Source organism: Ruegeria sp. CDSC045, assembly GCF_059610725.1.
Genome location: NZ_JBXWOE010000015.1, coordinates 29,172 through 44,434 on the forward strand (window position 1 = coordinate 29,172; position 15,263 = coordinate 44,434).

At 56.9% G+C, this 15,263-nt stretch carries 15 protein-coding genes; 7 read left to right on the forward strand and 8 right to left on the reverse strand.

The window, feature by feature from the left end; translation table 11 throughout:
* Nucleotides 1–85 precede the first annotated feature (85 nt).
* From AC2FH6_RS20190 to AC2FH6_RS20220, 7 genes are all read left to right on the forward strand, one after another.
* The gene (locus AC2FH6_RS20190; protein WP_142639807.1) at nt 86–1,129 is read left to right on the forward strand and encodes an RluA family pseudouridine synthase; all 1,044 of its coding nucleotides are present in this window, start codon (nt 86–88) and stop codon (nt 1,127–1,129) included.
* Nucleotides 1,126–1,797, forward strand: a complete 672-nt coding sequence (locus tag AC2FH6_RS20195) for an HAD-IA family hydrolase (protein WP_496704042.1) — start codon at nt 1,126–1,128, stop codon at nt 1,795–1,797. Before AC2FH6_RS20190 ends, AC2FH6_RS20195 begins: the two co-directional genes overlap by 4 nt.
* 4 nt (nt 1,798–1,801) lie before the next feature.
* Complete coding sequence (locus AC2FH6_RS20200) at nt 1,802–2,509, forward strand: ATP12 family chaperone protein (RefSeq protein WP_496704043.1); 708 nt, start codon at nt 1,802–1,804, stop codon at nt 2,507–2,509.
* 206 nt (nt 2,510–2,715) lie between these two features.
* Nucleotides 2,716–3,732, forward strand: coding sequence for an amino acid ABC transporter substrate-binding protein (locus AC2FH6_RS20205; protein ID WP_142639749.1), 1,017 nt, complete (start codon nt 2,716–2,718; stop codon nt 3,730–3,732).
* Nucleotides 3,733–3,859: 127 nt separating this feature from the next.
* Complete coding sequence (locus AC2FH6_RS20210) at nt 3,860–5,128, forward strand: amino acid ABC transporter permease (protein ID WP_496691910.1); 1,269 nt, start codon at nt 3,860–3,862, stop codon at nt 5,126–5,128.
* A gap of 1 nt (nt 5,129) precedes the next feature.
* A complete protein-coding gene (locus tag AC2FH6_RS20215) occupies nt 5,130–6,434 on the forward strand; it encodes an amino acid ABC transporter permease (protein WP_142639745.1) in 1,305 nt (434 codons plus the stop codon).
* Between the two features lie 12 nt (nt 6,435–6,446).
* Complete coding sequence (locus tag AC2FH6_RS20220) at nt 6,447–7,238, forward strand: amino acid ABC transporter ATP-binding protein (RefSeq protein ID WP_142639743.1); 792 nt, start codon at nt 6,447–6,449, stop codon at nt 7,236–7,238.
* 47 nt (nt 7,239–7,285) lie between these two features.
* Here AC2FH6_RS20220 and AC2FH6_RS20225 read toward each other — a convergent pair whose 3' ends face one another.
* The 8 genes from AC2FH6_RS20225 to ttcA all read right to left on the reverse strand — a co-directional run bounded on the left by AC2FH6_RS20225 (nt 7,286) and on the right by ttcA (nt 15,247).
* Complete coding sequence (locus AC2FH6_RS20225) at nt 7,286–7,783, reverse strand: SixA phosphatase family protein (protein ID WP_496704044.1); 498 nt, start codon at nt 7,781–7,783, stop codon at nt 7,286–7,288.
* A complete protein-coding gene (locus AC2FH6_RS20230; RefSeq protein ID WP_496704045.1) occupies nt 7,780–8,454 on the reverse strand; it encodes a ferredoxin in 675 nt (224 codons plus the stop codon). Before AC2FH6_RS20230 ends, AC2FH6_RS20225 begins: the two co-directional genes overlap by 4 nt.
* A 20-nt stretch (nt 8,455–8,474) precedes the next feature.
* Nucleotides 8,475–9,338: an acetylglutamate kinase gene (argB, locus tag AC2FH6_RS20235; RefSeq protein WP_496691913.1), complete on the reverse strand. Its 864-nt coding sequence runs from the start codon at nt 9,336–9,338 to the stop codon at nt 8,475–8,477.
* A gap of 60 nt (nt 9,339–9,398) precedes the next feature.
* On the reverse strand, nt 9,399–10,052 hold the full coding sequence (yihA, locus tag AC2FH6_RS20240) for a ribosome biogenesis GTP-binding protein YihA/YsxC (RefSeq protein ID WP_142639735.1): 654 nt from the start codon (nt 10,050–10,052) through the stop codon (nt 9,399–9,401).
* Nucleotides 10,049–10,786 carry an MOSC domain-containing protein gene (locus AC2FH6_RS20245; RefSeq protein ID WP_496704046.1) on the reverse strand — a complete coding sequence of 246 codons (738 nt, stop codon included), beginning with the start codon at nt 10,784–10,786 and terminating at the stop codon, nt 10,049–10,051. Before AC2FH6_RS20245 ends, yihA begins: the two co-directional genes overlap by 4 nt.
* Nucleotides 10,783–12,612: a membrane protein insertase YidC gene (gene yidC / locus AC2FH6_RS20250; protein ID WP_496704047.1), complete on the reverse strand. Its 1,830-nt coding sequence runs from the start codon at nt 12,610–12,612 to the stop codon at nt 10,783–10,785. Before yidC ends, AC2FH6_RS20245 begins: the two co-directional genes overlap by 4 nt.
* 123 nt (nt 12,613–12,735) lie before the next feature.
* Nucleotides 12,736–14,280 (reverse strand): putative bifunctional diguanylate cyclase/phosphodiesterase, encoded by a 1,545-nt coding sequence (locus AC2FH6_RS20255; RefSeq protein ID WP_496704048.1) that lies wholly within the window; start codon nt 14,278–14,280, stop codon nt 12,736–12,738.
* Nucleotides 14,281–14,353: 73 nt separating this feature from the next.
* Nucleotides 14,354–15,247 carry a tRNA 2-thiocytidine(32) synthetase TtcA gene (gene ttcA, locus AC2FH6_RS20260; protein ID WP_142639727.1) on the reverse strand — a complete coding sequence of 298 codons (894 nt, stop codon included), beginning with the start codon at nt 15,245–15,247 and terminating at the stop codon, nt 14,354–14,356.
* Nucleotides 15,248–15,263: the final 16 nt, after the last annotated feature.

Genomic DNA, 15,263 nt, shown 5'->3' on the forward strand with positions numbered 1-15,263 from the left:
GCGCGCGACAGACGCGCATGTTTTCTGGGACAATGTTTACAGCGTGGTCCGGGCGGGTCTGCCGCGCGGCGCAAGGGGCAATGGCATGAGTGGCGTGCAGATGATAACGGTTGCGGATGGGGATGGCGATCAGCGGGTGGACCGCTGGCTGCGGCGTCTGTTTCCGCATGTCAGCCAGGGGCGCATCGAGAAAATGTGCCGCAAGGGCGAACTGCGTGTGGATGGCGGACGGGCCAAGGCCTCGACCCGGCTTGAGGTCGGCCAGGTCGTACGCGTGCCACCTCTGCCGGATGCGGACCACAAACCGGTCGAGGTGAAACCGCGGATCACAGATGCGGATGCCAAGATGATGCAGGCTTGCGTGATTTATCGCGATGATCACGTGATCGCGCTGAACAAACCGCAAGGCTTGCCGGTGCAAGGCGGCAGCGGCCAGACCCGGCATGTGGACGGGCTGTCCGAGGCGCTGCGCTTTGGATATGACGAAAACCCCCGATTGGTGCACCGACTGGACAAGGATACCTCGGGCGTGCTGTTGCTGGCCCGCACACGCGAGGCCGCCAAAGCACTGACCGCCGCTTTCCGTCACCGGGACACGCGCAAGATATATTGGGCTCTGGTCGCTGGGGTGCCGACCCCTTATCTGGGCGAGATCAAGACCGGTTTGGTCAAGGCCCCGGGCCATGGCAGCCAGGGCGAGGGCGAAAAGATGATCCCCGTTCATCTTAACGAAATCAACGATACGCCAGGCGCGAAGCGGGCCCATACACTTTACGCTACGCTATACCGCGTGGCCGGACGCGCCGCCTGGGTCGCGATGGAGCCGATCACCGGCCGCACTCATCAGTTGCGTGCGCATATGGCAGCGATTGGGCATCCAATCATCGGGGATGGAAAATACGGCGGTTCGGGTCAAGAGAACCTTGGCGATGGCTGGGGTGCGCAGTTGGGCGGTGTGATCAGCAAAAAGCTGCACCTGCATGCGCGGCAGGCTTCGTTTCAGCACCCGGTGACGCGTAAGAAGATCACGGTCACCGCACCCTTGCCTGATCACATGAAACACAGCTGGGACACATTCGGATGGGCCGAAGACTTGGCTGCGGATGATCCGTTCGAGTCTCTGCAATGAGCAGACCCTTGCGTCTGGTACTATTTGATGTGGACGGTACCTTGGTCGATAGCCAAAGCAGCATTGTTGCGGCCATGACCGCCAGCTTTGATGCCTTGTCTCTGCCTGTTCCGGATAGGGCGGGGATCTTGTCCATAGTCGGATTATCTCTGCCACAAGCCATGGCACAGTTGGTGCCCGAGTGTTCTGCTGTGGATCAGGAGCGGTTGGTAGAGGGCTATAAACAGGCCTATCACGCACATCGGCTGGAACAGGGAATGGCCAGTTCGCCGCTCTACCCCGGAGCCCGTGAGGTTATCGAGGCACTGCATGCAATCCCCGAGATGTTGCTGGGCGTGGCGACAGGCAAATCGCAACGTGGTCTGGATGCTTTGATCGAAGGTCACGGTCTGCAAGGCTATTTCGTGACCCGGCAGGTCGCAGATCACCACCCGTCAAAACCGCATCCTTCGATGATCGACACGGCTAGGGCCGAAACCTGCGTCGATGCGGTTGATACTGTCATGATCGGGGATACCCGATTCGACATGGATATGGCCGCCGCCGCCGGTGTCACGGGAATTGGCGTCACCTGGGGGTATCACGAACGGCCTGCCCTGGCCGCTGCCTCTCGTATTATCGAAACGTTTGACCAGTTGCCGGGCGCACTGGACGATATCTGGACCTGAAGACATGAGTGACTGGAAACCGAAACGATTTTGGACTGCATGTCAGGTGGTAGAGGCCGGTGGCGGATTTACGGTCGAATTGGACGGTCGTCGGGTCAAAACACCTGCGCGGGCCGGACTGATCCTGCCGACCTTGCCGATGGCTCAGGCCGTTGCGGCCGAATGGGACGCGCAGGAAGAACAGGTCGACCCAGGGACGATGCCCTACACGCGTTCGGCCAATGCAGCCATCGACAAGGTACAGATTCAGCACGCCGAAGTTGCAGACATGCTTGCCGATTATGGCGATTCGGATTTGCTGTGCTATCGCGCCGCTCACCCGCAAGAGTTGCAGCAGCGGCAAGCTGAACAGTGGGACCCGGTGTTGGACTGGGCCGCGGAAGCCATGTCGGTTCGCCTGCGGCCCGTCACAGGTATCCTGCATCAGCCGCAAGACGTGGCGGCGCTGGATCAGTTGCGCCGGCGAGTGCATGATTTCAACAACTTCCAACTGGCTGCCTTCCACGACCTGGTCAGCCTTTCGGGCTCGTTGATCCTTGGGTTTGCGGCCACTTCCGATTGGTGTGATGCGCAAGAGATCTGGCGGATTTCGCGGTTGGACGAGCTGTGGCAAATCGAACAATGGGGCCATGACGACGAGGCGCATGAAGCAGCCGAAGTCAAACGTTCTGCCTTTTTACACGCTAAACGCTTCTACGACGTCTCTGATTGATCTTAGATTTCTGAATTTTTACCGCTCTGATGGACATCTGTGAGTTGATCCATCGTTTTCCCTGATCCGACCCTTGACGTTTGTTTATGAATGCGACCAAACTCGTGCGCACTAAAGGGGAGACACCTTTGGGGAAACCTTTCTGGTACCTGAGGTGCCGGATAGAACCGTCCCTGAACGGGATGGACAATCAGGAAGAGGTAAAAATGAAAAAATCCGTAATCTTGGGCGCGGCCACAGTTGCCGGTCTGGCCGCAGGCGCAGCCATGGCGGGAACCGTGGACGACGTCAAGGCGCGCGGTAAGCTGAACTGCGGTGTGACCACCGGTCTGGTCGGCTTTGCCGCGCCCGACGCAAATGGTGAATGGCAGGGCTTTGACGTTTCGTTGTGCCGCGCCGTTGCCGCTGCGGTTCTGGGTGACGCAAGCGCCGTTGAATTCGTTCCGACCACAGGTAAGACACGCTTTACCGCGCTGGCTTCGGGCGAAATCGACATGCTGGCCCGGAACACCACATGGACCTTCAGCCGCGACGTAGACCTGAAGTTCGAATTCGTCGGTGTAAACTATTACGACGGTCAGGGCTTTATGGTTCCCAAAGCGCTGGGCGTAAGCTCGGCCAAGGAACTGGACGGCGCGACTGTCTGCATCCAGACCGGCACCACCACCGAGCTGAACCTGGCGGATTTCTTCCGCTCGAACAACATCAGCTACGAGCCGGTTCCGATCGAAACCAACGCAGAAGCGCAGCAGCAGTATCTGGCTGGCGCATGTGACGTCTACACCACCGACGCATCGGGCCTGGCCGCAACACGCGCCACGTTCGAAAACCCCGGTGATCACATCCTGCTGCCCGAAATCATCTCGAAAGAGCCGCTGGGCCCTCTGGTCCGTCATGGCGACCACGAGTGGGGCGACGTTGTTCGCTGGACACTGAACGCACTGGTTTCGGCTGAAGAGCTGGGTGTGACCTCGGCGAACATCGACGAGATGTCTGCTGGCACCGACAACCCCGAAGTGAACCGTCTGCTGGGCAGCGAAGGCACTCTGGGTGAGATGCTGGGTCTGGACGCACAGTGGGCAATGCGCGCTATCAAGGCGGGTGGTAACTATGGTGAGGTCTTTGCCAAGAACATCGGTGAAGAAACCCCAATCGGTCTGGCACGCGGCCTGAACGGTCAGTGGACCGATGGCGGCCTGCTGTACTCGCCGCCGTTCCGCTAATATCCATTGAAGAGGGCGCAGTTCATCCTGCGCCCTTTTTCAATCCATAAGAAACAGTCCCGGTTAGATTGAACAGAGATCAACTCTGTCTGCGAATAACGGGATGACACGGGGATATACATAGGTCATGTCGACTCTCACTGACCCGCCAAAGGAGCAGTTCCGGCTGTCCATGCTCCTTTACGATACGCGGTACCGATCTGCGACCATCCAGGTCATTGCAATGATCGGTTTCATGCTTTTGGCAGCCTGGATCATTTCCAACACCATTCAGAACCTCGAAGCACTTGGTAAACCTGTAGAATTCGGGTTCTTCGGCGAACCTGCAAGTTACGATATCAACCAACGCCTGCTGGAATACGATTCTCGAGACAGCCACTTGCGTGCTGGGCTTATCGGATTGCTAAACACACTTGTTGTTGCAGTTCTCGGCTGTATCACGGCGACGATTATCGGTGTTTTCGTTGGTGTATTACGGCTTTCAAACAACTGGTTGATAGCGCGGATCATGACTGTTTATGTCGAGATGTTCCGTAACGTGCCTGTGCTGCTTTGGATCGTTCTGGCTATGGCCATTCTGATCGAAGGTTTACCGGCACCCAATGCATTCCGAGGCGAAACCCCGACGGCCACGATGGATTTTTTCAACTCTGTCGCCGTCACCAATCGCGGTGTCTATATCCCAGAGCTCCTGTTTTCACGCAGTCTTGGCGATATCCACTTGTTTGGTGCGTCCAGCTTACGCTTCGACATTTCATTGGATCTGGTTGCCTTTCTGGTCGTTTTGGCGGGCAGCATTTTTGTAATGCGCAAAGTATCCGCTAATGCCGCTGCAAAACAGGAAGCAACTGGTGATCGCCCAACCATCTGGCATATTCAGTTGGGCATACTGTTTGTGCCGATGTTGATCCTGCTGACTGCGTTGGGATTCCATTTGGGATACCCGGAACTGAAAGGGTTCAACTTTAAAGGCGGCACTCATTTGCGGAACTCGCTTATCGCATTGTGGTTGGCCCTGTCCCTTTACACTGCAGCTTTCATCGCTGAGATCGTGCGGGCCGGAATTCTCGCCATTTCCAAGGGGCAGACCGAGGCCGCCGCCGCGCTGGGTATACGCCCGAGCCGGATTATGCGTCTGGTGATCCTGCCGCAAGCGTTGCGCGTGATCATCCCGCCAATGATCTCGAACTACCTGAACCTGACCAAGAACTCGTCTCTGGCGATTGCGGTGGGATATATGGATATCACAGGTACCTTGGGTGGCATCACCATGAACCAAACCGGCCGCGAGCTGGAATGCGTTCTACTGCTGATGCTGGTCTATCTGTGCATCTCGCTGAGCATCTCGGCAGTGATGAACTGGTACAACAATAGTGTCAAATTGGTGGAGCGGTAATATGAGTGATGTTTCATTTGTCCGCGCGGAAATGTTGCCGGAGAAAGCGCCACCAGCGTCCGAAGTGGGAATAGTAGGTTGGGTTAAGCACAATCTGTTTTCTGGTTGGTTCAATTCGATCCTGACTTTGGTTTCGCTCTATGCGATCTACTATGTGTTGTCGGGCGTTCTGCCATGGACGTTCCAATCCGTCTGGAATGCCAATTCACTGACTGAGTGCCGTGAGATCATGATGGCAACCTGGGGAGACACCCATGGTCATGCTTGCTGGGCTGTCATCAATGATCGCTGGCTGCAGCTGTTGTTCGGATTCTACCCGAGCCATCTGTACTGGCGGCCGATTCTGGCGCTTGTTCTGTTGCTGGTTGCTCTGGCACCAGTGTTGTATTCGGACCGTGTTCCGAGCAAGTTGCTGATCTTTAGCGCGATCTACCCCTTCCTGATGCCTTGGTTGATGTGGGGTGGTACCATCTGGGGGCCATTGTCGGCGGCACTTGGATTTGTTGCCGGCTGGGCCGTCTACACCGTCGTCAGCAAGCAACAAAGCGAATTGCTCGGGATGATCGGTGGTGCAGTGGCTGCGTTGATCTGGTGGCTGTTTCTATCGAGCTACTTCGTTGGTGCCATGGATTCGATCCTGCCGATCGGTATCGAAGCCGTGCAAAGTCGTCAGTTCGGTGGTTTCATGCTGGCGATCCTGCTGGGTGTTGTGGCCATCGGTGTCTCGCTGCCGATTGGTATCGTGTTGGCGCTGGGCCGTCAGTCGGACCTTCTTATCGTCAAATACATGTGTGTGGGCTTTATCGAGTTCATTCGCGGCGTACCGCTGATCACGCTACTGTTCGTGGCCTCGCTGCTGTTGAACCTGTTCCTGCCACCAGGCACCAATTTTGACATCATCCTGCGGGTGATGATCATGATGACCCTGTTCTCAGCCGCCTATATGGCCGAAGTGATCCGGGGTGGCCTGGCTGCATTGCCACGCGGTCAGTACGAGGGCGCCGACAGTTTGGGCCTGAACTACTGGCAGGCACAGCGTTTGATCATCATGCCGCAAGCCCTGAAAATCTCAATTCCGGGCATCGTGAGCACATTCATCGGGATCTTCAAGGATACGGTTCTGGTGTCGATCATCGGACTGTTCGACGTGCTTGGCCTTGCCAACGCGATCCGCGCTGATACCGCTTGGAACGGCATCTACTGGGAACTGTTCGCTTTTATCGGCGCGCTGTTCTTCGTCGTCTGCTTCTCCATGTCCCGTTATTCCATGTATCTGGAGCGCAAGCTTCAGACTGGCCATCGTTAAGGAGTTCAACACATGTCTGAACTTGCAATAGACCGCGAAATCGACCGATCCAAGATGCAGGTGAGCGACGAGGTCGCCATCGAAATCAACAACATGAACAAGTGGTATGGGTCTTTCCATGTGCTGCGCGACATCAATTTGACCGTCAATCAGGGCGAGAGGATTGTTATCGCGGGGCCGTCAGGGTCGGGTAAGTCCACCCTGATCCGCTGTCTGAACGCGCTGGAGGAACACCAGCAAGGCACGATCATGGTGGATGGGACGGAACTGTCGAATGACCTGAAAAACATCGACAAGATCCGGTCCGAGGTCGGGATGGTGTTCCAGCACTTCAACCTCTTCCCGCATCTAACCATTCTGGAAAACTGTACGCTGGCCCCGATCTGGGTGCGCAAGACGCCCAGGAAAGAGGCTGAAGAGCGTGCGATGCACTTCCTAGAGAAGGTGAAAATCCCAGAACAGGCCGACAAGTATCCTGGCCAGCTTTCGGGTGGTCAGCAGCAGCGTGTTGCGATTGCCCGTTCGCTCTGCATGATGCCGCGGATCATGTTGTTCGATGAACCTACATCGGCGCTGGACCCTGAGATGATCAAAGAGGTGCTCGACACTATGATCGAGCTGGCCGAAGAAGGCATGACCATGCTTTGTGTGACCCACGAGATGGGTTTTGCCCGTCAGGTCGCCAACCGCGTGATCTTTATGGATGCCGGTCAGATTGTGGAACAGAACGAACCAGAAGAGTTTTTCAACAATCCGCAAAGCGAGCGGACCAAGCTGTTCCTGAGCCAGATTCTGGGCCATTGATCCCGATCGGAAGAACCTTGAAAGGCGGGGTTTTTGCCCCGCCTTTTTTATTCCGGCAACTCGCGTGGAATGACAAACCCCAAGACGTCCCCACTGTGCCACCGAAGCGCGGCCCAGGAGTTGATCTCGAACTGTATGACTGTTGTTGCGCAGGTCGGGTAGTCATCGAAACGGCCGTGATCTGGCGCCTGCCGCACAAGCTGTCTGGTGAATTCAGCGATCCCGGGGTTGTGGCCCAGCATCAGCACGGTTTGGCCAGAAGCCTGTGATAGGGCCCGCATCATGAGATCGGGACCGGCCAGATACAGCGCGCGCTCGAACCGGATCGGATCGGCGTGCAACCCCATCCTGTCCCATGTCTCGCGGGTTCTGACAGCGGTAGAGCTGAGAACCTCATCCGGCAGCCAGCCGTTGCTGCGCAGCCAGTCGGCCACGGCGGGTGCTGATTTGCGCCCACGCTTGTTCAATGGCCGATCATGATCGCTGAGCGTCGGCTCATCCCAACTGGATTTCGCATGGCGGATCAGGATCAGAGTGCGGGTCATGACGGGTGAAAAGACCTCATGTGGTGGGCGGATTGTTCCGGATCGCGTCCGGCCCCGGCGCTGAGAGGGCAGGCGAGGCGCGCAAGGCAGCCACCGGTCATGCAGGTTTGGCCCTGCTCTGTGTTCAGATGCCCGTGGCAGGCCTCAACGTCATAGAAGCTGTGGGTGTTCAGGGCTCCGACTGGGCAGGTCTGAGCGCAAGGGGAATCGCATGTAACACAGGGCGATGAGTTATGGGCACCGGGAATCTCGAATTCCTCATCAAAATGCAGCGCGCCGCGATACGAGATCATCATACCGACCGTGTCATGCACCAAGGCGCCAACAGGGCTGCTGAATGTACGCCCCGATTTCAGCGCCCAGTCGATAAACGGCACATAGGGTGGGCCACCGAATGGGAAATAGGCTTGCACCCCCAAATCCTGCGCCATCTGATTGACGACGCGGTACGACCACCGGTCAACAGGGTCGGGACCTTGCCATTCGGGGGCTGATTTCAAAACAGGCCAGAACGTGGGCCCTGCACCTAGCAGGATCAGGGTGCCGCTGTCCAATTGCTTGGCATTAGCGCGCCCAGGATGCAACGCACCCATCACGATAAGCCCAACCTCAGCTGCCGCGCTGTCGACACGTTGATAAATGTTCGGAGAAGGTGCGGTTTGTTCTGTCATGTCACCTCCGTCGCAGTCGATCAATCGGGTCGGATCAGCGACCCAGCCCCGTGTTCGGTGAACAGTTCCAGTAGCACCGCATTGGGCGCGCGCCCATCCAGAATGACTACGGCCCGCACCCCACTATGTAGTGCGTCCAGCGCCGTTTCGGTCTTGGGGATCATTCCGCCTGCGATGGTCCCGTCCAGGGTCATCTCGCGGATCTGACCGGCTTTTAGCTCGGTCACGACCTCTCCGGCAGCGTTCTTGACGCCTGATACGTCGGTCAGCAACAGCAGACGGTCTGCCTTCAAGGCCGAGGCGATGGCACCGGCGGCGGTGTCACCGTTGACGTTGAACGTCTCACCTTCGCGCCCGGCGCCCAGAGGCGCAATTACCGGGATCACGTCATGCGTAAACAGATCGTGCAGGATTTCGGGTTTCATCTCGGAAGGAGAGCCAACAAACCCCAGCGAGGCATCGGTTTGATCACAGATCATCAGGCTGGCGTCCTTGCCCGACAGGCCAACCGCAGTCCCTCCCTGTCCGTTGATGGCCTGAACAATGCGTTTGTTCACGAGGCCCGAGAGCACCATCTCGACCACTTCGACAGTTGCCTTGTCCGTCACACGCTTACCGTTCACGAAATCGGATTGGATATCGAGCTTGTCCAGCATCGCGTTGATCATGGGACCGCCGCCATGTACCACAACCGGGTTGATGCCCACTTGGCGCATCAGAACCACGTCACGGGCAAAGCTTTCCATCGCTTCATCGCTGCCCATGGCGTGTCCGCCCAGCTTGATGACGACAATGGCCCCGTCATAGCGCTGCAGATAGGGCAGTGCGCTGTTCAATGTGGCGGCGGTGGCGATCCAATCCCGGTTCATATCTCTTGTCTTCATGGCTAAGGTCCCTCTGGCCCACCGTGTTAGGGCCTTTGAAAGGTGCTGCCAAGGGCCAAGCTATTCCAGATGCGTGATGATCGAGCGCAACGTTGGGATACCATCCCCTTTTTCGGACGACGTCAGCACGATTTCGGGGAAAGCGGCGGGGTGTTTTGACAGGGCCGAGCGGACCTGGTTCAGAACCTTTTCGCGTTCATTGGCCTTGACCTTGTCTGCCTTGGTCAGCACGCATTGAAAGGTTACGGCACTGGTGTCCAGCAGCTTCATGATCTCGGCATCAACAGGCTTTACCCCATGGCGCGCGTCAACCAGGACAAAGGCCCGGCGCAGGGTCTGTCGGCCACTGAGATATTGTTTCAGCAACCGCTGCCACTTTTCCACCACCTTAACCGGCGCATTGGCATAGCCATAGCCGGGAAGGTCGACCAGATATAGCTCTGGGCCCTGGGTGAAAAAGTTGATTTCCTGCGTCCGACCCGGCGTGTTCGACGCGCGCGCCAACCCCTTGGTTCCGGTCAGCGCATTGATCAAACTGGACTTGCCAACATTTGAACGGCCTGCGAAACAGACCTCAAGCCGGTCGGGGTCGGGCAGCCCGCTCATGGCGACAACGCCTTTGACGAACTCGGACGGGCCTGCAAACAGCTTGCGCCCGCGCTCCAACGAGAATTCATCGGGATCTTGGGCCAGAGGGAAGGGTAGGGTGCTCATAACGGTATCACCTTGTCACCGACCGAGATTAGCCCGCCGCGGACCACTTCGGTATAGATGCCGAAATCCTGATGGCCCCAGCTGTTCAGCGCGCCTAAAGTGTCGGCATCGCGGTCGCCGGTATCCGGGTTCGCAGTGGTCGCCAAACAGCGCACAATCCGCTCGCGGACGCGGAACACGGCCTCACCGATTTGCAACTCGCGGTCGAGCCAGTCGAATTCTTCCCATAGGGGCAGGCCATCGAACCAGATGTTACCGCGCCAGCGTTTGATTGACAGGTCTTGCCCCAGTTTTTGTTCAACCGCCCGGTGAGAGGCCATGTTGCACAGGCTGATTGACGGGAAATCGCTGTCTGTCATCCCACGCCCTGGTATCCGAACGATCCGGGCAGATGCCGCCCTGTCCGCGGGCATCAGCGGGCGCACCCAATCCAGAAAAACGTCCTGTTCCCGATCCGGGTCAAAGGTTAGATCGGGGCGATCGGGGTGGGTCAGGGTCAGCAGATCCGCATCCAGCTTGGCGGAAATGGCCATCAGAACTGGGGCTTTTGACCCTCGGCTGAAATTGACGCAAGGTACCCATTTCGTGCCATCGGCCTTTGACGCTTCGTGCGCAACTGCCCAAACGCGATCCCCGGGCATTGTCTGCCCGGGGGTCACTGTCACGGTCTTCACGGCTTCGTGGCCGTGGCTTTTCATAGGATGCCGCCAAATATGGGTGACTTCAGCCGTCATTTGTCATCCGTCTTAGCGGCGCGCTTGAAACCGGATTTGATGTTGCCAAATACATCCGGTTTATAACCTTGGCTGCGCATGATCAGATACTGTTGGGTAAAGGTGATCGTGTTGTTCGCGATCCAGTACACCACAAGGCCGCTGGCAAACCCACCGAGCATGAACATGAAGACCCAGGGCATCCAGGCAAAGATCATTGCCTGTGTCGCGTCTGTTGGTGCCGGGTTCAGCTTTTGCTGCAGCCACATCGAAATCCCCAGCAACAGTGGCAGGATGCCGATGAAGATCAGCGCCATAAGGGTGTCAGGTTGCGGCCCGGCCCAAGGCAGCCAGCCGAAGAAGTTCATGATTGACGTGGGATCCGGTGCGCTGAGGTCCTGAAACGGGCCAAACCACGGTGCTTGACGCAGTTCGATGGTGACAAAGATCACCTTATACAGCGAGAAGAAGATCGGGATCTGCATCAGGATCGGCAAACAGCCCGCGGCGGGGTTAACCTTTTCCTTCTTGTACAGTTCCATCATACCTTGCTGCATTTTCTGACGATCGTCACCAGCGGCCTCTTTCAGCGCCTCCATCTGCGGCTGCAGTTCCTTCATCTTCGCCATCGAGACATAGGACTTGAACGCGAGCGGGAACAAGATCGCCTTGATGATCAGGGTCAGGCCGATGATCGACCAGCCCATGTTGCCGATCTGGGCGTTAATATTGTGCAGCAGCCAGAAGATCGGCTTGGTCAGGAAATAGAACCAGCCCCAGTCGATGCTGTCGATGAACTTTTGAACGCCTTCGGCCTGATATTCACGAATGGTTTCCCATTCCTTGGCACCGGCAAACAGCTGGGTTGTTACCTCTTCAGTAGCCCCTGGTGCGACAAGCAATGTCGGCAGTACAGTTTCCGTCTGATAGATCTTGCGACGGGCATCGTATTTGGCTGCTGCCTTGAAGGTCGTGCCCTCAGCCGGGATCAGGGTGGTCATCCAATAGTGATCAGTAAAGCCGACCCAGCCACCGTCTTTGACCTGAAAGACCTCGGCTTGCGCCCGTTCGTTCGGATCAATGTCAAAGTCGCGCACATCGCCGTAGTCGATTTCATCCAGAACACCGTCGGCCATGACCATCACGCCTTCATGCAGGATGAAGAAATTCTTCAGTCCGGGCAGGTCGCCATCTTCGCCGATGCCATGGCGGGCAAGGATGCCATAGGGCGCCATGCCGACCTCGGTCTGTGTGTTGTTTTCGACGGCTTGAGTGACTTCGAACATATAGTTCTCGTCGACCGAGATTGTGCGGCGGAAGGTCAGGCCGTTGTCATTCTGCCATTTCAACGTGACCGGCGCGTCCACGCCCAGCGTTTCACCACTTTCAATCGTCCAGACTGTGTTCGGGCCGGGTACATCCGTGACGGTGACACCTGCACCAGGCGCCCATCCGTAGAGCGCATAATATGCAGACTCAGATCCAACCGGAGAGAACAGTTCGACAATCGGTGCGTCGTCCTGGATCGAGACTTTATAATCCTTCAGGTACAATTCATCGATGCGGCCACCGGACATCGACAGGCTGCCCTCGAGGCGGGGCGTGTCGATCTTGATCCGCACGGCCTCGGACCCGGGCAGCGTTTCTTCTGCGCTCGCCGTGGCTTCGCCTACGGTACCCGCGCTCGAGGCGCTGGGGGTCTGAACCTCATCGCTTTCGATGGCGCTGATTTCAGCCTGATCAGTAATGGTGGTTTGCTCGGGCGGTGGAAACAGCACGAACCAAACCAGGATCACGACAAAGCTGAGCGCGGTTGCGAGGATGAGATTCTTGTTCTGATCGTCCATCTGGGACAGCCACCTTAAGCAGTGAAACACACCCGGTGGGTTCAACAGAGTGCAGCCCCAAAGGTCAAGCGGATTCGCCCGCCTTATGGTTCCAGATTGGGCTTTTGTGGTGAAAACCTGCGATCAGGAACCCGCTTGCCTTCCAATCTTGGGAATGCCTTTGACTTTGTTCTGGTGGGCCGAGATCCAATCCATGGTCTTTTCGAACGGCATGGGCTTGCCAATGCCAAAGCCTTGAACGTGGTCACAACCAAGCTGTGCCATCAACGCGTGCTCACCGGTGGTTTCAACACCCTCGGCGAGTGTTTCGACATTCAACCTTTCGGCCATAGTCAGAATTGCACTGACCAATTGTTGTTGCGATGCATCACTGTCCGCCTTGGCCACAAAAGTTCGGTCTATCTTGATCCGCGTCACATCAAACCGTTTGATCGAGGCGATCGAGGCATGTCCAGTGCCGAAATCATCCAGATCAATACAACAGCCAAGTGCTGCAAGGCTGGTCACGTTGCGGGTAATCACATCGTCCGGACGTCGCGAAAACACGGTTTCCAGAATTTCGACAGCCAGTCGGTCGGGCGTCAGGTCGTTTTGGTCCAGTTCCCATTTCAATCGGTCCAGCAGAGCGGGGTCTCGTAGCTCGTCCGAAGAAAAGTTGATTCCGATTCGTGGGACGTGAATCCCGTTCCGGTCCCAGCAGCACATCGCGGAAAATGCATGATGCCGCATCGTCTGGCCAAGCCTCTCCATCAGCTCGGCCTGTTCGGCAAAAGGCAGAAATATCTGTGGGTTCAAGATGCCTTTTTGCGGGTGCTCCCAGCGGGCCAGGGCTTCAAACCCCGTAACCCGCCCTGTGTCTGTGGAAACCTGAGGCTGAAACCAGGGGCGGATTTGTCCGTTGTCCAGCGCAGCCTCGAACTCTTTGCGAAGGTTGGCCCTGATATTGGATCGACGGCGGGTTTCGTTTGAAAAGGCGCGGATCGTTGAGGGCCCATTACGCTGAGCTTCGCATAGCGCAGCAGATGCGGCATCAATCCAATTTTCAAACCCGGATCCGCGAACTGCGGATTGCAGGCAAAAACCGATTGAACACGAGACATAGGCAGTGGTGCCGTTTAGGGTGATCGGCTCTTCAACGGCGGATTGGATGCGGCCCGACATCTGAATGCAGGCTTCGAGATCGAGATGCTGTGACGGGCGCAGGCCGATGGCTATTCTGCACTCGTCTAATCGTGTCGCAATATCGCCGGTTCGAATGACCGAGAAGATGCGGTCACAAAATTGGTTGGACAGATGAGTCGCGGCCGCATTTCCGTGCAGGTCAACAAATTCTGTGAACCCGTCTAAGGCTATGATCATACAAGCCGATCCCATGTTATTGTGATCGGTACGGTCAAAGAAATTTTCAAGTTCGGCGGCAAACTTATCCGTTGGCGCGAGTCTTCCGTGATGGTGCAGTGGAGAGATGCGTGCAGTTTGCGTGCGTCTGACTGAGGCGAAGGCGACGATCAGCAACGGAAGGCTTAGTGCCACAACGACAAGCGCACGTTCTCCACCGATCCAGAAAGCCGCAAGCGAAATGGCGGGAGCAAAGGCCAGCACCGGCGGGCCACTCAGATACGTGGTGAGAGTATCGAGAAATTGATCAACGGAAACAGATTTCCTCATCGGTTCGTCTTCGCCTTTACCCTGAGCATCTTGCGCTCAGGTCAAACCGTAGAAAATCAGTCTGAGTCACTCGTTAACGCAGCTGTGGAATATCATCCGTTTTTTCAGTTTTTTCGCTCGAATTGATGGAAAGATTAACAAAATCAAACAATTTCGGGTCCAAAAGGTGCGAAGGGCGCGCATTGGTTAAGGCGCGGAACATCACTTGCCGCCGTCCGGGGCTGTTTTTTTCCCACTGATCGAGAATCTGTTTGACCTGTTGGCGTTGTAACCCGTCCTGGCTGCCGCACAGGTCACAAGGAATGATCGGGTAGTTCATCGCATTGGCAAATTTCTCGCAATCCGCCTCGGCGACATGGGCAAGGGGGCGAAAGACGAACAGGTCGCCTTCTTCGTTCACCAGCTTTGGCGGCATCGTTGCTAGACGGCCGCCGTGGAACAGGTTCATGAAAAACGTCTCAAGGATGTCGTCACGGTGATGACCCAGCACCACGGCCGAGCAGCCCTCTTCCCGCGCGATGCGGTACAGGTTGCCCCGGCGTAGGCGCGAACATAGCGCGCAAAAGGTGCGGCCTTGGGGAACCTTGTCCATGACGACCGAGTAAGTGTCCTGATATTCGATGCGGTGCGGTACACCCATGCGTTCCAGAAACTCGGGTAGGACGGTAGCGGGAAAACCCGGTTGGCCCTGATCCAGATTGCAAGCCAGCAGATCGACCGGTAGTAGGCCGCGCCATTTCAACTCGTACAGAACCGCTAGCAAGGTATAGCTGTCCTTACCGCCTGACAGGCAGACCAACCAACGGGGTGGTTTGCCGTCTTTCTCATGCGCTGACGGGTCCACCATGCCATAGTGTTCGATGGCTTCGCGGGTGTGGCGCACGATGCGTTTGCGCAGCTTCTTGAACTCGGTGGTCGAAGGCGCGCCGGCAAACAGCGGATGGATATCGTCAGCTTCGTCAAACATGCGCTGCCCCTACAGC